Source organism: Salinicoccus luteus DSM 17002 (assembly GCF_000712035.1).
GTDB classification, from domain to species: domain Bacteria; phylum Bacillota; class Bacilli; order Staphylococcales; family Salinicoccaceae; genus Salinicoccus; species Salinicoccus luteus.
Window position 1 is genome coordinate 125,373 of sequence record NZ_KL544008.1, and the last position, 16,386, is coordinate 141,758.

Annotated in this window: 16 protein-coding genes; 7 read left to right on the forward strand and 9 right to left on the reverse strand. The window is 48.0% G+C overall.

What is annotated here, in order from left to right; translation table 11 throughout:
• Positions 1-47: 47 nt before the first annotated feature.
• The 3 genes from tagH to BO53_RS0110450 are packed head-to-tail and all read right to left on the reverse strand — an operon-like array spanning position 48 to position 3,451.
• Positions 48-1,388: a teichoic acids export ABC transporter ATP-binding subunit TagH gene (tagH, locus tag BO53_RS0110440; protein WP_031547943.1), complete on the reverse strand. Its 1,341-nt coding sequence runs from the start codon at positions 1,386-1,388 to the stop codon at positions 48-50.
• An 11-nt stretch (positions 1,389-1,399) separates the two neighbouring features.
• Positions 1,400-2,221 carry an ABC transporter permease gene (locus BO53_RS0110445; RefSeq protein ID WP_031547945.1) on the reverse strand — a complete coding sequence of 274 codons (822 nt, stop codon included), beginning with the start codon at positions 2,219-2,221 and terminating at the stop codon, positions 1,400-1,402.
• A gap of 36 nt (positions 2,222-2,257) precedes the next feature.
• Entirely contained in the window at positions 2,258-3,451 is a 1,194-nt protein-coding gene (locus BO53_RS0110450) for a CDP-glycerol glycerophosphotransferase family protein (RefSeq protein ID WP_031547947.1), read from the reverse strand.
• Positions 3,452-3,569: 118 nt separating this feature from the next.
• Between BO53_RS0110450 and tagD the strand changes: the two genes are divergently transcribed.
• Entirely contained in the window at positions 3,570-3,965 is a 396-nt protein-coding gene (tagD, locus tag BO53_RS0110455) for a glycerol-3-phosphate cytidylyltransferase (protein WP_031547948.1), read from the forward strand.
• The gene (locus BO53_RS0110460) at positions 3,958-5,121 is read left to right on the forward strand and encodes a CDP-glycerol glycerophosphotransferase family protein (protein WP_031547949.1); all 1,164 of its coding nucleotides are present in this window, start codon (positions 3,958-3,960) and stop codon (positions 5,119-5,121) included. Before tagD ends, BO53_RS0110460 begins: the two co-directional genes overlap by 8 nt.
• Here BO53_RS0110460 and BO53_RS13450 read toward each other — a convergent pair.
• The 6 genes from BO53_RS13450 to BO53_RS0110490 form a co-directional block, all read right to left on the reverse strand.
• Positions 5,118-7,793, reverse strand: coding sequence for a CDP-glycerol glycerophosphotransferase family protein (locus BO53_RS13450; protein ID WP_051683096.1), 2,676 nt, complete (start codon positions 7,791-7,793; stop codon positions 5,118-5,120). The two genes, BO53_RS0110460 and BO53_RS13450, sit on opposite strands and share 4 nt — an antisense overlap.
• Positions 7,794-8,085: 292 nt before the next feature.
• The gene (locus BO53_RS0110470; RefSeq protein ID WP_031547953.1) at positions 8,086-8,322 is read right to left on the reverse strand and encodes a type II toxin-antitoxin system HicB family antitoxin; all 237 of its coding nucleotides are present in this window, start codon (positions 8,320-8,322) and stop codon (positions 8,086-8,088) included.
• Between the two features lie 270 nt (positions 8,323-8,592).
• The gene (locus tag BO53_RS0110475; protein WP_031547955.1) at positions 8,593-9,078 is read right to left on the reverse strand and encodes a pyrimidine dimer DNA glycosylase/endonuclease V; all 486 of its coding nucleotides are present in this window, start codon (positions 9,076-9,078) and stop codon (positions 8,593-8,595) included.
• Positions 9,079-9,519: a YtoQ family protein gene (locus BO53_RS0110480; RefSeq protein ID WP_031547957.1), complete on the reverse strand. Its 441-nt coding sequence runs from the start codon at positions 9,517-9,519 to the stop codon at positions 9,079-9,081.
• A 99-nt stretch (positions 9,520-9,618) separates the two neighbouring features.
• Positions 9,619-10,242: a flavodoxin family protein gene (locus tag BO53_RS0110485; protein WP_031547959.1), complete on the reverse strand. Its 624-nt coding sequence runs from the start codon at positions 10,240-10,242 to the stop codon at positions 9,619-9,621.
• Positions 10,243-10,328: 86 nt separating this feature from the next.
• A complete protein-coding gene (locus tag BO53_RS0110490) occupies positions 10,329-11,399 on the reverse strand; it encodes a YkvI family membrane protein (protein ID WP_245608232.1) in 1,071 nt (356 codons plus the stop codon).
• Between the two features lie 259 nt (positions 11,400-11,658).
• On the opposite strand from BO53_RS0110490, the gene BO53_RS0110495 reads away from it, so the two are divergent.
• From BO53_RS0110495 to BO53_RS0110515, 5 genes are read left to right on the forward strand one after another with little or no spacing between them, the layout of a single operon-like run.
• Positions 11,659-12,333 carry a YveK family protein gene (locus BO53_RS0110495; RefSeq protein WP_031547963.1) on the forward strand — a complete coding sequence of 225 codons (675 nt, stop codon included), beginning with the start codon at positions 11,659-11,661 and terminating at the stop codon, positions 12,331-12,333.
• 15 nt (positions 12,334-12,348) lie between these two features.
• Entirely contained in the window at positions 12,349-13,056 is a 708-nt protein-coding gene (locus BO53_RS0110500) for a CpsD/CapB family tyrosine-protein kinase (RefSeq protein ID WP_031547965.1), read from the forward strand.
• A 2-nt stretch (positions 13,057-13,058) separates the two neighbouring features.
• Positions 13,059-13,853, forward strand: a complete 795-nt coding sequence (locus tag BO53_RS0110505; RefSeq protein ID WP_031547967.1) for a tyrosine-protein phosphatase — start codon at positions 13,059-13,061, stop codon at positions 13,851-13,853.
• 22 nt (positions 13,854-13,875) lie between these two features.
• On the forward strand, positions 13,876-15,690 hold the full coding sequence (locus BO53_RS0110510) for a polysaccharide biosynthesis protein (RefSeq protein ID WP_031547969.1): 1,815 nt from the start codon (positions 13,876-13,878) through the stop codon (positions 15,688-15,690).
• The gene (locus BO53_RS0110515) at positions 15,691-16,374 is read left to right on the forward strand and encodes a PIG-L deacetylase family protein (protein WP_031547971.1); all 684 of its coding nucleotides are present in this window, start codon (positions 15,691-15,693) and stop codon (positions 16,372-16,374) included.
• Positions 16,375-16,386: the final 12 nt, after the last annotated feature.

Below are 16,386 nucleotides of genomic sequence, written 5' to 3' on the forward strand. Positions count from 1 at the left end.
ATAGAAAAATACCGGCCAGAGTGACCGGTGTCCATGTGTCTGCTGATCTATAGTGTCTCTTCCGAGACACTGCTTGAATGCACCCAGACGGCCTTCTCTTCGCCTTCAATTCGTCCTCGGTACCATACATTGTTTCCAACAAGTACAGTCTGGTCCACAGTGAAGGCAAAGCCCGCTTGGTCTTCGAGTGATTCATGCACATACTGCTGCTTGCCACCCCAGGGTGCTGTGGCGGCATAGCCCCTGCCCGTCAGTGCAAAGTACTTCTCGTCACGGTCGACCAGCGTGTGGACGTGTGCCGTCGCTTCGGTCGCGCGGATCCAGCCGATAACGCCTTCCGTTCCGCTTGCTTTCGTACTGAGCAGGTAGTAGTTCTCGAAATGGTAGGTGGCTTCCCTTTTAACATGATATACCCTGTTTTTATACTTTTTAGCATTTTCAGTGCCCTCAGGGTCATTTGGTGCCTGAAAAATATCAGTGACATGCCCTTTGAGGTGGGCGAGCTTGCTGACGGGCTGGACGCTGTACTTATGAGAGATTTCGAGGTCATCCTCCCCGTCATCCAGAATCAGGAGGCTGCCGACCTTGCGGTAGTCATCGCCGTTCGTGTCGCGGTTCATCGTCCGTGACCGGTACTCATTGCGCTCATCTTTCGACATTTTCTGCCATTTGGTGAGGAATGATTCGTACAGCGGTATGACATCACCCACTTCGCCGAATGCCTTGACCCGACCGAATTCGAGCCACAGTATCTTGTCGCAGAAGTTCTTGACCTGGTTGATCGAGTGGCTGACGAAGATCATCGTCTTGCCCTGTTCCTTGAACTCCATCATCTTCTGCAGGCTCTTCTCCGCGAATGCCCGGTCGCCGACGGACAATGCCTCATCGATGATGAGGATGTCCGGGTCGACATTGACGCTGATGGCGAATCCGAGGCGCGACTTCATGCCGCTCGAATAGGACTTGACCGGCTGGTCGATGAAGTTCTCGAGCTCGGAAAATGCGATGATGTCCGGTTCGAGATCTCTGATCTCATCTTTTGAAAAACCGAGCATCAGGCATTTCAGCTCGATGTTGTCCCGTCCAGTCAGTTCATCATTGAGACCCGCCGCCACCGCAATCAGCGACGTCTGGCCGTTGACCTGGACCTCACCGCCGGATTCGGGGACGATGCCGGCAATGATGTTCGATAATGTCGACTTGCCGGAGCCGTTGATGCCGATGAAGCCGATGACATCTCCCTGTTCCGCCTCGAAATCCACACCGTTCAGTGCATGGAACACCTGTCCATGGGAGCGCGGGCTGAGCAGGTCGAAGATGCGTTCCTTCTGATTCTCATACAGTTTATATTTTTTTACCAGATTCCTGGTCACGATTGTTTTGGTCATTTATATCCCTCTTATAGGTAATCAATGAAATTGCGTCTGAATTTGACGTGCAGCGTTGCACCGATGGCGAGCATGATGAAAATGAGTCCCCAGAAGTACAGTGTCAGTTCCCAGTGGGTGATGAAATACCACTCGGTGCCGAAGAACACCGAACGGTAGCCTTCAATCAGGTATACGAGCGGATTCAGCTGCATGAGCCGCATCAGCGTTGGGAAGTCCGACAGCAGCGACAGCGGCCATAGTACACCGGAAAGGTACAGCGCCATGCGCAGGAGCGAGTTGAGCAGCAGATGCACGTCTCGGACCAGCGTCGACAGGGTCGATGTGATCAGTGAGAATGAGAATACCAGCGCATAGGTCCCGAAGATGTAGTAGAGCAGCTGGACATAGTATATGTTGATGTAGTAGCCGGCAAACTGGAAGACCACAAACGCAATGACGAGCATGATGATGTGTGTATAGAATTTCGAGAATATCGCAACGTTCGGTATCAGGCTCAGCGGGAATGTCATCTTCGACAGCATCTTCAGCCGCCGGTAGATCGACTTCGAGGCCTCGATGCTGCCCTGGAAGAAGAACGTCCAGACGACGAAGCCGATGAAGAGCCAGAAGAAGAAGGGCACTTCCATGCCGCCCATCTGTATCGGCTCCCGCTGCCTCAGTGTGGCGAAGACGAACCAGTAGATCAGTATGCTGATCAGGGGTGTCAGGACTTCCCAGACGATGCCGAGGTAGTTGTTCTGATTTTTGCTTTTTATGTCATACATGGACAGCCGTCTCACGAGGTAGAAGTGATTCAACTGCTCCTTCAATACGACCCATATGGATTTCATCTGTTTTTCACAACCATTTCTTTCATCGTTGTTGAATTATACAATTTTATCTTTTAAATGACAAACAATCTCATCACAGACGCGCTTTGAAGCCTGCCCGTCCTCGAGATCGCAGAAGCGCTCGCGGAAGCTTTCGGCATCATATTTTTCATTGAAGTCCACCGTTTCCGTCTCTCTTATCGCCTCAAGAAGGTCCTCCGTCGTCTTGACGATCGGTCCCGGTGCTTCTTCCTCAAAATTGAAGTAGAAGCCGCGCACCTTGTCCCGGTAGTTGTCGATGTCATACGTATAGAAGATCATCGGGCGCCCGAGATTCGCGTAATCGAAGAACACGGAAGAATAGTCGGTCACGAGGATGTCCGAGATGACATAGAGATTCCGGATGTCCTCATATTTGGAGAAGTCGTACAGGAAACCTTCATACTGCGACAGATCCAGGTTCTCCGCTATGAGGTAATGCAGCCTCAAAATGATGATGTAGTCATCGGACAATTCCTTGTACATCCGCTCCACATCGAACTGGAGGTCGAACTTGTACCTGCCGCGCGCATGATACGCATCATCCCGCCACGTCGGTGCATAAAAAATGATCTTCTTGCCGAGCGGGAGTCCGAGGTCCCTCCGGATATTATCCTTGGCCGCCGCGTCATTATTCACAAAAAGATGATCATTCCGCGGATAGCCCGTCTCAAGGATCTTTTTATCATACTGGAAGGCCCGTCTGAAAATCTCCGTCGAGTAGCGGTTCGGGGAAATCAGATAGTCCCATTTGCCCGCCTCCTTCGTGAAGTTACGCTTGTACTTCTCCGTCTCCGTCCCCGGCATATGTACCGTACCGATATCCGTGCCGAGACGCTTGAGCGGTGTCCCATGCCATGTCTGGAGGTAGGTTGTGTCATGGGGTTTTGGAATCCAGAGCGGCAGGCGGCTGTTCGTGATCCACAGCGTCGCCTTGTTCATATAGATCATCCAGCTTGGCGAAAACCGAGATACATATGGAATCTCCATTTCCTTGAAAATCTTCCTGTGGCGTCTGTCGACACTCCAGAGCAGCCGATAGTCCGGATAATGCACGGACATGTATTCGTACAGTGCCCGCGGATTGTCGCTGTACTGCCTGCCGAGGAAGCTTTCAAACATGATGAGCCGATGGTCCTTATGGAAGCATCTCCCAAATGTCCAGAACAGCCCCTTATAGAGTTTTAGTGTCAGCACCTTCAATAATTTCATAATCACCACACCTGAAATAATATTTATTTTCTTGAATATGATATAATTTACAGCATCTTTACTTATTCAATATATCTACAATATTATATCATTTCCGATGTATATCAGGGGGGATACTATGAAAAAAGTAATCACTTACGGGACGTTCGACCTGATCCATATGGGTCACATCAATATTCTGCGCCGGGCGAAAGAACTGGGGGACTACCTCGTCGTCGCCATATCGACGGACGAGTTCAATATGTTGAAGCACAAGGAAGCGTACTATTCCTTCGAGCAGCGGAAGCAGATCCTGGAAGCCATCCGCTATGTGGATGAAGTCATCCCGGAAGAGACATGGGACCAGAAGGTTGAGGACGTCAAAAAGCATGACATCGACATCTTCGTCATGGGGCACGACTGGGAAGGGGAGTTCGACTTCCTTAAGGACTATTGCGAGGTCATCTATCTTCCAAGGACCGAAGGGGTATCCACCACTAAGACGAAGCTGGATCTGTCAAACCGGCATGATTAGGGAATTTGCCATCACCGTGTATCTCGCGGTGGTCCGCCTCATCTTCACCTTGTGCAGGGTGTTCCCGGTCAGGAACAAGACGGTCATGCTGGCATCGTTCGGCGACAACATCCAGGAAGTCATCCATGAAGTGAACCGGCGTACCGACGCCCATGTCATCGTGCTGAAGGAGCCGTCGTGCAGGAGGACATTCGAAGGTGTGGAAAATGAAAACATCATCCACTTCTCGCCGGTGCATCTCCCGGCATTCATCCGTGGGCTCTACCACCTTGCCACAGCCAGAGTGATATTCGTCGACAACTACCACCTGATCCTCGCTGCGTGCAACTTCAGCAGGCGGACGACATGCGTCCAGCTATGGCATGCCAATGGTGCCGTCAAACTGTTCGGACTCCGAGACAAGACGATCCAAGGCCGGCCGAAGTCCGCCCACAGGCGCTTCAGGCAGGTGTATGACCGGTTCCATAAGATTGTCGTCAGCTCGGATGAGATGGCTGAGATCTTTAAGCAGGCGTTCGGTCTGGATGATAGCAATATGCTCAGAACCGGCGTGCCGCGTACGGACTTCTTCCACTCGGAGGAGCGGCTTGGAGCAGCCAGAGACAGGATGCATCAGGAACTGCCCGAAATCGGAGGCAAGACCGTCATCCTGTATGCACCGACGTTTCGGGATGGCGGATTCACGGTACATGATTTGCCGATTGATATCGGCATGATGGAGCAGGCGCTCGGTGAGACCCACCATCTGCTCATCCATCTGCATCCGGCAGTGGACTTCGAAGGGAACGAAGCGACTGATTTTGCGACGGATACCACGGGGCGGCATGACATCTCCGCACTGCTCAGCGTGACGGATATACTCATCACGGACTATTCATCGATTCCGTTCGAGTTCTCAACACTCTGCCGGCCGATGATCTTCTATCCATATGACCTTGAGGAATACGAATCGACGCGTGGCCTGTGGTTCGACTACTATAAAATGGCACCGGGGCCCGTCGTCCAGACGACGGAGGCGCTCATCAGAACGATCGAGGAAGAACCGTTCGACCCGGAAGTGATCGAAGCGTTCGACCGCACATGGAACAAGTATGCGGACGGACATGCGGCAAAAAAACTGATTGATGCATTATACAAAAACACGCTTGAGGACTAGTCCTCAAGCGTGTTTATTTTTTTCTTCACGGCTTCATAGATGCGTCTGCGGTTGTTGTGGTCCTGGTATTCGAATATGCCGGACAGGTCAACCGTCCGTGGTTGGAAGTGGTTCCGGATATATAGTTCGATGTAGTCGACCAGATCCTCCTCGGTCTTCGCAACGTCCCCGATGAATGTCTGATACAGGGGACGCAGCCGGCCCTGCCTGAAGAACTGGCGGACATCAAAGTGATAGTAGATGACCGGCTTGTTCATCAGCGTAAAGTCGAAGCTGACACTGGAGTAGTCCGTAATCAGCAGGGAGTGCTCGATGAGGAGATCCTGTACCGTCCGCTCGCCGAGTCGCACGAAGTGGATGTTTTCACCCTGATCCAGGTACTCCTCGTTGAAATACCGCTGGGCGCGGTAGTGCGGGTAGAAGTTCAGATGTACATCATGGGTCTCAAGTAGCTGGTTCAGCCGCTCGTTATGGATCAGGCTGTGATAGCGGGCATAATACCTGCTTTTGAAGAAAGCTTCATCAGTGCTGATCCAGTCCCGCCATGTCGGCATGAGGAGGATATCCTTCGTCTTATTATGGTGGGGGAGGTGGTCGAAGCGGGCGAGCCCCGTAACGGCGACTTCCTCCTCCTCATATCCCATCTTGCGCATGACAACGTCATATTTCTCCGCCTCACTGCTGACAATGAACAGATCGAACGGGAGGTCATAGTACTTCTTGTCGTACTCCACCGGCTTCCTGCCAAGGACGCCATGCTGGAGGAATACCTTGATTGTATCCTCATAATGGAAGAAGCCCCGTGCCGTCTTGTACGGCAGCAGATTCTCAAGATCATGCGTGCCGAGGAGGACGCCTGCCCTGAAGGAAAGGTCGAAATGCTGCTTTGACCCGAAGGCGAGCACGTTCTCCTCATCCTTGATCTTCTCGTAGTCCCCGGCGGTATCCTCGATGACATAGTAGGCGTTGATGTCCGTATTTTCTTTCAGCCATGTAAACAGGGCATAGCCATTGTCCTGGGCCGTATCATACCGTTCGCCGAGCAGCCAGATGTTCATATCCTTCCGGCTTGTATCTTCCGGTATGTCGACGGAAGCAGGAATCATGAAGCTCTCTATCTTCAGGTTGTTGTAGGGCGTCGTTGTAATCAGGTGATGATGTACATTACCCGCATCATCGATTACTTCATGAAGGTCGTAGTAGTTATCCTTCCTGTAGTCGGAATGCTCATATTTGATCTTCTCCCGCCGCAGCACTTCGCCGCTCGAGTGGATGATTTCGATGAATACGTCGATGATCGTCTTGTCCTTGCTCTTGATACTGATGAGGTCGACTGTTTTAAGGTCCACGGTGAATTCACTGCTGATTTCGGTGCGTATAGAGTCTTCGGAATACCGGTCGACGAAGGTCATATACGGCGTGCTGTCGATGAAGGCCTCATCTCCGCCGATATACCCTTCGAAGCTGAAGTCTTGGATTCCTGTCACCTGGCGCCGCAAATGGCGTCTCGTAACCTTGAAGCCGAGCAGGTCATCCCGACGCCTATAGAACCATATCTTGAACTTTTCATGATGGAAAGGCACCCATATCCGGTCGTTGAACCCGAATGTCTCAAGGTCACTGATATCCGGCTGCAGACGGATCGGTTCTGCTCCAGCGGTCTCAAGCATGAACCGTTTCCGCGATATATTAGTGATCAGTGGAGAGAGCGGTACACTGACCGACACGCCGTCTCCCGTCTGCCGATCAGGAAGCGGAATGCGGGTGGTCTCCTCCGTTGAAGTATCCACAACCAGCAATGCTGACAACTCAACGGATGAATCAACGGAGAAATGCATCCGCACGGCTTCATCCTCGACTGTGCTATAAAATTCAAATACCTCGGTTCTGTGGCTTGTGACTTCCGCAGTCAGCCGGCCATCCCGTTCAGAGTAGGTGATTTCATGATTCAATGTATGCATGGAAAGCGGCGGGCCCGTGTAACGGATCGGCACCAGTTCAAAATCCTTCAGCAGATATACATCCGGCCGTCCTGTGATCAATTCCGAGAAATCCGTAACCTGCAGAGTGGAAGGGTCATCAGAAGCATTATCCATTGTCTTGAGCTTGCTCTGATAGAAGAAGGCGAGCTCATATTCCGCCAGATCATCCATGCCTTCGGCACCGAGTTCAAGCTGGCTGTAGCGGCCGTTAAGATGCGTGAGTTCCACGGGCTGATCCATCTTGAATCTGTATTCAGGCAGCAGGTTGGCAAGTGACAAGTTGCCGCGGATGATGGATACATTGAAGTAGCGGCGGTTGGAGAAGAAGGACCGGCGCTGTTCATATGTCCCAACATCCGAACGGACAATCAGCCGTTTTTGTCCAAGCATCATTTTTATCGTCGACCGGCCCTCCGTCTGGTCGATGATGGCATACGGAATCTGAATCTTGATGCTGTTGTTATGCAACTGGTAATCCAATTCATAGAGTGCCTGGTCGTTCGATAATGTAACCTGGAGTCTTTTCTCCAATCCGACCCGGATAAAGTTTTTAAATGAAAGGTTCACAGTAATATGATCTTCATGCGCAGTAATGTCATGCATCAACAGTTTCTTGACCAGACGTTCCCGTACACGTCTGGGAATGGTCTTTCTGACTATTTTTCTCAGGGTCTTCTTTAACCTCCCCATCAATCCACCTCCTTTTCGAATGACTTATTAATATTCTACCCGATTCACCACTGTATAGTGTCCAGGTCCTTTTTACGTTCATGTATAAAGTATATCAGGGGTGACGCTTTTCTTCATTATAATATAAAAGACGATGAAATATAAAAAGGTTCGACAATACCCAAATAGAGTATTTCGAACCTTTTGGCGTGCTTCCAGACTATTTGGCTGAATCATTCGGACGGACAGCTCATCTGTCCTTGATAAAAGAGGACGTAAAAAATGGGCTGAAGCTTCTCAGCCCCATACCCCTTTAACGCTCGAAATTCTTTGGCAGCGGAACATAATCATCATTCTCTATCATATTCCTGAACCATATTTCCTTGCTCTGCTTGAGATCCTGGATTGCCTCTTCCTTCGTGTCGCCCACGCCTTCGATTCCGAACAGTTCCTCGTGGAATGCAACGTAGTACACCGTCCCGTCAAAATCCCTTTCCTCTGCGACAATCACCTCATAGTTGAGGTTCATTTGGTCATCGACTGTCCTCATTCCCCATCACTCCTTGAACACTTCATTTTTAATGACTCGCCTTGGCCTGACAGCTTGAAGTATACAGTGCATCTAAGAAGTGCGGTGCAGAATATCTCTCTATGTACATCTTACCGCGTGTAATTTTATTATATAATGATTCACATAAAGTGTAAATGAATACTATGGGTAAAATGCTGAGTTTTTCCAAAATACGATCGGCAATTCCCAATCCATGAAAGTGTCTCCATGAATGGGAAAATTGGAGTCCCTTATATAAAAAGTCCGGGTCTATGACCCGGACTGAAATTTCACCCCGCACCTCGGGGGAATGGTATCGTGCATCCATTTGTCATGAAGCAGATCCACATATAAGTCATATGCTGCATTGCCGTACACCCGATCATCCCCGAAAACATAGAGTGGGGGTAGCGGCTCATGGTTCCACAGGTCGTCATCAAGATGTGATTCAATCAGTCTCTTCAGAGACTCGAGATCTTTCCTGAACGTCGGGCTTCGCCTGCCACCGCGTCGCTGGTGTTCCTTGTCGAACGCTTCAAGCAGACGGAAGGCATCTGTAATGTACGGGTTTCCTTCATTATATACGTGCTTCACAATCGGGTGATGCTGATACCGCGTATTCGTATCCAGCATTCCAATGAGACTCAGGTTCACCCGCAGTATCTGGTAGAGCTCCAGTACCTGCTTGGAGAGGCGGCGGTTGTCGAGATACCGGGCACTCTCCTTGTGGTCGGGACTCACTCTGAATATCTGCATCTACTCGTAGATGTAGGCGAGGACATCGAGGGCCTGTTCGACTGTCTCCACCGTGATGTTCGCCTTGTTGGACAATTCTTTAAGCGGGTGGATCAGTTCCTCGGGACGCACGATGATGAGCGGCTTGCCGAGTGTCACGGCGGCACTCGCATCCATTGCCGTATTCCATTGCTTGTATTTCTCGCCGAACAGCGCAATTACGACATCCGACTTCTGCATCAGCACCTGTGTGCGGAGGTTGTTCACTGCAGAAGCGGCATCATCCTTGAAGTAGCCGCCCGGCTGCTCGCCCAGAATATCCTCCCCGATATTATCGGAACGCTCATGATTCGTCTGCGGGCCGACGAAGGCGAGAGGCAGCTCCTTCTCCCCCGCAATCTTTTTTACTTCCTCACGCCAGTCATCATGGATCTGTCCTGCCAAATATACTGTAAGTTCCATAGCTCATCCTCCTAAGTTGTGTTACTTCAATAATATCTGAAAATGAAAAACTTTCAAATCATCCATATGTAAAGGACACCAGACCAGGTGTCCTCATGGTCATTCCATCGTATTGCCTTCTGCCGGTATCGGATGCTCCTTGAATATCTTCGCCAGATGCATGGTGTTGTAGGCGAGCATCCGTACATGTGATTTCGTAAATTCATTGTCCTGGCCGGCTTCCATGTAGGACGGTCCGGGACCGGCGTCACCCACCCAGTACGTGTCGACATTTGGCGGAATGGTGAAGCCGTTATGGGCCAGGCCGTAAAGAATACTTTGTGCGGCATGCTTGGCCCCGTCCTCATTGCCGGTGACGACTACGCCACCGACCTTGTTGTAGAAGATGGATTGTCCCTTGTCGTTGGTCAGGGAAGCACTGCCGTAGAGACGTTCGATGATGAGTGTCGCTACGCTGCTCTTCTCACCCAGCCATACCGGTGAACCAATGAGGACGATGTCTGCCGCTTTGACTTTTTCTAAAATCTGCGGGAACTCATCGCCTTCGCCCATATCATCGGCGATGCCGTAGCGGATGTTGTAGTCGGTGAGCCGGATCGATTCCGTCTCCACATCGTGCTCGTGATAGATGTTGAAGACCTCCCGGGCGAGTGCCTCGGTGTTTGATGCGTCTTCTCCATACTTTAGTGTCGCATTCAGAAATACTGCCTTCAGTTTCATCATATGACCTCCAATAGCCGTAATACATATCTCTACCACTGTTGACGTACAAAAAAACCAGCAAGGAAATTCCTGCTGGTTCATTATATCTATACGAGTTGTTTTCTTGTGAATTTGTTCGCCACCCATCGGATGGTGAGTCCAGCTGCGATGAACAGGCCGATGTATCCGAATATCGGATAGAATATGTTGACCAGGTCCACAAATCCGACGAAGCTCAGTGCATAGCCGAATAGCAGACCACCTGCAAGCATGATCTTGTACTTGCCGGAGTAGGCGACTGTAAAACGTGTCAGGAATGGGTACATCAGTCCCACAGCTGTATTGTAGATAACTAGCAGCATGACGATGGATAACCCCAGACTCAGTGCCGGGTGGATGCCGTCTGCCAGAAGCAGGGTAGGCAGTGCCGCCGCGTTGGCAGCATTCAGGTTCGCAAGCATGCCGCCGTTGATCAGTATCATCAGCAACATGATGATGATCCCCCCGACCAATGCTCCGCGCCTTGCCGCCTTATGTTTCGACGCTTCAGAGCCCATGATGGACAGAAAGCTGAATGCGGTCGCAAGCACGAGGCCGCTGTACGTGATCGCATCCCACCACCAGTGTCCGGATGGGGTACGGTCGATCTGGGCATATTGGTTCACTTCACCCATTGGTACAGCAGGGTTGAATACGTTGAATGCCGCAATGATGAGTACGAATGCCACCAGGAACGGTGTCACCGCACCGAGTACCGCAACGATCTTATTGAAGTCGAGCAGCAGGGTGACGAACACCGCCACCATCATGATCAGCGACCCGAGCCATGGCGCTACGCCGAAACTTTCGTAGAATGCAGAGCCCGCACCTGCGAGCATGATCACGGCGATGCCATATAGGAAAAAGACAAGTATGTAGTCGATTGCCTTTCCGATCATATCTCCAAACATTGTGTTGATCGGTTTCTCGTGGGAATCCGCTTTCAATCGGTAGCCAAGTTTAGCCGCTTGCCGGCCGACAAACATGATGATCAACGCCGAAAGGATAATTGCAGCATAGCTCCATGTCCCATAGTTCGTGAAGAACTGGAGTATTTCCTGGCCCGTGGAAAACCCGGCCCCTACAATGACCCCCGTGTAGGCAAATCCAATCATCATTGATTCTCGTCGATAACTCAAAAAATCTCCTCCGTATTTGGTTTTTGACTTTAGTTATATAGACGTTATATTAAAATATAAACAACATTCTGCGAATTAGGCAAGGGAATAGTGAAATATTTCTCATTATAATGAGTGATCATATCAATAAACAGAACACTCATAAAAAGCGCTTTCATTGATAAATTCCCGAAATACTGTGCAAAAATCCACCTTAATCTGATATAGTAATAAACTGTAAACATATATAATATTTCTACATATAAATATGGAGGCCAACATGGAAGAAACATTGAATTTGGAAGACATTCTTGAAGTGATCAAGAAGAACCTGGCGATGATCATCGCCCTTGTACTACTCTTTGGTGCAGCCGCTGCATTCGCCACCGCATTTCTCATGACCCCGCAATATGAAGCCAACACACAGATCCTCGTCAGCCAATCCCAGGAGACGGAAGCCGTCAACAATCAGGACATACAGGCCAGCCTTCAGCTGATCAATACATATAGGGACATCATCAAGAGCCCAACAGTGCTCGATGATGTGGTAAGCAACCTTGATCTGGAACAGGATACAGCGGCACTTGCCAACCAGATTACAGTGAATAACCAGGACCAGTCCCAGGTCGTGACAGTGACGGTCACCAATGAAAATCCGCAAGATGCTGAAACCATCGCCAATGAAATCGCCGATGTGTTCCAGGAGCGCGTGCAGGAAGTGATGAACGTCGATAACGTCTCCATTCTCGCTCCGGCAGATGTCGGAGAAGAACCATCACCTGTATCTCCACAGCCGCTCATCAACATCGCCATCGGCATGATTCTTGGTGGACTGCTTGGGCTTGGTATTGCGTTCCTGCGAGCGTTCATGGATAAGCGTGTTACGACAGAAGAAGAAATGCAGAGGAAACTCGAACTGCCGGTCCTCGGTACGATTGCGAAATTTGAAAAGTAGGAAGGAAACTGAATCATGTTTGGTAAAAAGAAAACACACACATATGTATCTGGTCCCAGACAACTTATAGTTGAAAAACAGCCGAAGTCGCCAGTCAGCGAACAGTTTCGTACAATCCGGACAAACATCATGTACTCCAACATAGATACCGAAATTAAAACAGTACTGGTCACTTCTGCAACGCCCGGTGCTGGTAAGTCGACGACGGCTGCCAATGTTGCGATTGCCTACGCACAATCCGGCAAACGGACGGTGCTGATTGATGCGGATATGCGTCGTCCGACGATGCATTATACATTTGAAATGACGAACCAGCGTGGAATGTCTACTGCCATAGTCAATGATGTGCCGGTTGAAAATATCGTGAGGGAGACGGAGATTGAGAACCTTGATCTTGTCACTTCAGGTCCAATTCCTCCGAATCCATCAGAACTCCTATCATCCAGGAAGATGGCACATCTCCTTAAAACTTTCTCCATGCATTACGATATGGTTATCATCGATTCACCACCACTGCTTGCGGTGACGGATGCTCAGGTGCTGAGCAAGATAACAGATGGCACGGTACTTGTGACAAACGTGGCCGAGAACAATAGGGATAGATTGCAGGATGCGAAGAATCTTTTGGATAAGGCAGATGCCAATATCCTCGGTGTAGTCATGAACAACAAGAAGATGGATACGAAGAAGGATGACTACTACTATTACTACGGGAGCGAATAGCGATGATTGATATTCATAACCATGTACTTGTCGGAACAGACGACGGACCACAGACAGAAGAGGAAGCAGTGATGCTTCTCCAGCAGGCAATCGACAATGGCATAACGGATATCATTGCAACCCCACATCACTATAGTGGGGATTTCGTTAACCCAGGAAGTAAGGTTTTAGAAAAAATGGATACACTCAACCAGATCATTTCACAACATCAATTGGACATCAACGTACATCCCGGTCAGGAAATCAGAGTGAATGGGAACTTCGTCGAAGAGTTGAAGTCCGGTGCAAGCATCCCACTCAACCAATCGCAATATGTGCTGGTTGAGTTTTCTTTTAATGATATACCGAATTACGTTGACCCTTTATTATATGATTTGCAGATGAGCGGCTACACACCGCTCATTGCACATCCGGAACGATGCAAGCCGATTATCAAGTATCCGGACAAGCTTTATGATTTCATTGAGAAAGGTGCCATTGCTCAGGTGACTGCGGGGTCAGTAGCTGGAGCGCTTGGAGAGAATCTAAAAGAAACAAGCCTTAAAATGATTGAAGCACATCTCGTCCATATTATCGCGAGTGATGCACATCATGCAGAACTCAGACCTTTCATGTTGAAGGAAGCATATGATGTTGTGGAAAAAGAATTAGGATCTATATATGTGGAGGACTTGAAGAACAATGCAGAAGCGGTGCTTCAAGGTAAAGAAGTGAAGGTGAAGCGGCCATCTAAGATAGAGACCCATTACAAAAGCAGTAAGAAAAGAAAAAAGAAGAAGTTTTTAGGATTATTTTAATTGAGAAAGAAGCGTGTGATTTATGGGTGCAAAAGAACGTTATATACTCCTTCTTATTATTGACTCACTGATAGTGACATTCTCGGTATTCATTGGATATTATATACTGGCTCCATTTTTCCTCCAGTATACAATGCCGGTGCTTATTACGACTTCAATCATCCTCTTGATCAGTCACCATGTCTTTGCATACGTGTTTAACCTCTATCACCGTGCCTGGGAGTATGCGAGTGTCAGGGAATTGATGTCCATAGCTCAAGCCGTTACAGCTTCAATTATAGCGACTTACATATTGAACATGTTGTTGTTCCAGACAACATTTACAAGGTTGATGATCATTACATGGATGATGCACCTTATATTAATTGGCGGGTCTAGATTATCTTGGAGAGTTGCACGTCATCACTTGGTTGGAAAACAATCATCGGACCAGGAAAAACTCCGTACCTTAGTTGTGGGAGCCGGAAAGGGTGGCTCAATACTGATTAAACAGATGTTGGATACCCCTACGATGAATATGTTGCCAGTGGTTGCGGTAGATGATGATTCAACGAAGCAAAGAATGGAACTTGCTGGTGGTGTTAAGGTAGAGGGAACAAGAGAAGATATAGAAAAACTTATTAAAAAGTATGACATTCGGAAAGTCGTTATAGCAATTCCATCGTTAAGCAAGACAGAACTAAATGAAATTTATGAACTGTCCAATCATGAGAGTGTAGAAGTCATGATTATGCCGAATATCGATGATGTAATGACGGGTCGAGTTGAAGTGAACGCGCTTAAGAAAGTAGAAGTTGAGGATCTGCTGGGTCGTGAACCTGTTGAATTAGATACACAAGGTATTGAAAATCAGGTCAGGGATCGTAAAGTTCTGGTTACTGGTGCTGGAGGAAGTATCGGCTCAGAGATTGTGAGACAGATAGCTAAATTTCAACCAAGGCAATTGATACTATTGGGTCATGGTGAGAATAGCATTTATACAATACTAGAAGAGATGACACTTCTCGATAATAATATTGACTACACACCGATTATCGCTGATGTTCAAGATCGTCAACGTATTTATGAAGTGTTCGAAAATCATAAACCTGATATTGTATATCATGCTGCTGCCCATAAACACGTGCCACTTATGGAATATAATCCTAAGGAAGCTGTAAAAAACAATATTATGGGTACAAAAAATACTGCTGAGGCTGCCTGTGAATTTGAGTCTGAAAAGTTTGTGCTCATCTCTACAGATAAGGCGGTTAATCCCCCTAATGTTATGGGGGCCACCAAGCGAGTGGCAGAGATGGTGGTACAGACTTTGAATGAGAAATGTGAGAAAACTACTCTCGTAGCTGTAAGATTTGGAAATGTATTGGGGAGTCGGGGCTCTGTAATTCCCAAATTCAGAAAACAGATTGAAAATGGTGGTCCAATCACTGTTACTGATGAGAGAATGACTCGTTACTTTATGACAATTCCTGAAGCATCAAGGCTAGTGATACAGGCTGGTGCGATAGCAGAAGGTGGAGAAGTCTTCGTACTTGATATGGGAGAACCAGTAAAAATAGTTGACTTGGCAAGGAATATGATTCGACTAAGTGGGTTTAAAGAAGAAGAAATTGGCATCAGGTTCAGCGGTATAAGACCGGGTGAAAAGTTGTTTGAAGAATTGTTAAAAGCAGACGAAGTACATCCTGAACAAGTCTTCGAAAAAATCTACCGAGGCAAAGCGCGTGTAGCTCCATCTTTTAATAGCAACGAGTTGATAGATAAATTCTTAAGCTCAAAAGATATGAAAAAAGAAATTCTTGATTTTGTAAATGGTAGACAGAAGGAGAGAGTGTAAATGACATACCTAATTGTGGTAGCCCATCCTGATGATGAAGTTTTAGGGGCCGGAGGAACTATACATTCATTATCTCGACGAGGAGAAGAAGTGAATGTGTGTATTCTGTCAGGCGAAGTTAAAGTTAGAAATCATAGACCTTCTGATGAAGATCTTAATGAAGATTTAAGTGCAGCTATGGAAATACTTGGCGTAAATAAAGTGTTTACTGGAGAATTCCCTAATATCGAATTTAATAATGTACCACACTTAAAGCTGGTCCAGTACATAGAAGAGGTGATTCAGGGGTGCAAAGCAGATGTGATTCTTACACATCATCCTTCGGACTTAAATAATGATCATTTGCATACTTCTCTCGCTTGTCAAGCGGCTGTGAGGTTATTTCAGAGGAAAGAAGATGTAGTGCCGATTAAAGAATTCTTATTTATGGAAATCAATTCATCAACAGATTGGGCGATTAACAATTCGTTCAACCAGTTTAGAGCAAATGCCTTTAATGAAATAGGCAAAGATGGGTTAAAAGCTAAACTAGATGCCCTTTCAAAATACAGGGGGGTGATGAGACCGTATCCTCATCCTAGAAGTGAAGAATCAATAGAGGGGTTAGCAGCTTATCGGGGATCCCAGGTTGGACTGAAATATGCTGAAGCATTTGAAACTGTTTTTAAGAGAAACCAGTTATAAAGAGGAGTTTAC

Bases quoted from the DNA above. Each gene is read 5' to 3' on its own strand.
- tagH (WP_031547943.1), bottom strand. From the start codon at position 1,388: ATGACCAAAACAATCGTGACCAGGAATCTGGTAAAAAAATATAAACTG.
- BO53_RS0110445 (WP_031547945.1), bottom strand. From the start codon at position 2,221: ATGAAATCCATATGGGTCGTATTGAAGGAGCAGTTGAATCACTTCTAC.
- BO53_RS0110450 (WP_031547947.1), bottom strand. From the start codon at position 3,451: ATGAAATTATTGAAGGTGCTGACACTAAAACTCTATAAGGGGCTGTTC.
- tagD (WP_031547948.1), top strand. From the start codon at position 3,570: ATGAAAAAAGTAATCACTTACGGGACGTTCGACCTGATCCATATGGGT.
- BO53_RS0110460 (WP_031547949.1), top strand. From the start codon at position 3,958: ATGATTAGGGAATTTGCCATCACCGTGTATCTCGCGGTGGTCCGCCTC.
- BO53_RS13450 (WP_051683096.1), bottom strand. From the start codon at position 7,793: ATGGGGAGGTTAAAGAAGACCCTGAGAAAAATAGTCAGAAAGACCATT.
- BO53_RS0110470 (WP_031547953.1), bottom strand. From the start codon at position 8,322: ATGAGGACAGTCGATGACCAAATGAACCTCAACTATGAGGTGATTGTC.
- BO53_RS0110475 (WP_031547955.1), bottom strand. From the start codon at position 9,078: ATGCAGATATTCAGAGTGAGTCCCGACCACAAGGAGAGTGCCCGGTAT.
- BO53_RS0110480 (WP_031547957.1), bottom strand. From the start codon at position 9,519: ATGGAACTTACAGTATATTTGGCAGGACAGATCCATGATGACTGGCGT.
- BO53_RS0110485 (WP_031547959.1), bottom strand. From the start codon at position 10,242: ATGATGAAACTGAAGGCAGTATTTCTGAATGCGACACTAAAGTATGGA.
- BO53_RS0110495 (WP_031547963.1), top strand. From the start codon at position 11,659: ATGGAAGAAACATTGAATTTGGAAGACATTCTTGAAGTGATCAAGAAG.
- BO53_RS0110500 (WP_031547965.1), top strand. From the start codon at position 12,349: ATGTTTGGTAAAAAGAAAACACACACATATGTATCTGGTCCCAGACAA.
- BO53_RS0110505 (WP_031547967.1), top strand. From the start codon at position 13,059: ATGATTGATATTCATAACCATGTACTTGTCGGAACAGACGACGGACCA.
- BO53_RS0110510 (WP_031547969.1), top strand. From the start codon at position 13,876: ATGGGTGCAAAAGAACGTTATATACTCCTTCTTATTATTGACTCACTG.
- BO53_RS0110515 (WP_031547971.1), top strand. From the start codon at position 15,691: ATGACATACCTAATTGTGGTAGCCCATCCTGATGATGAAGTTTTAGGG.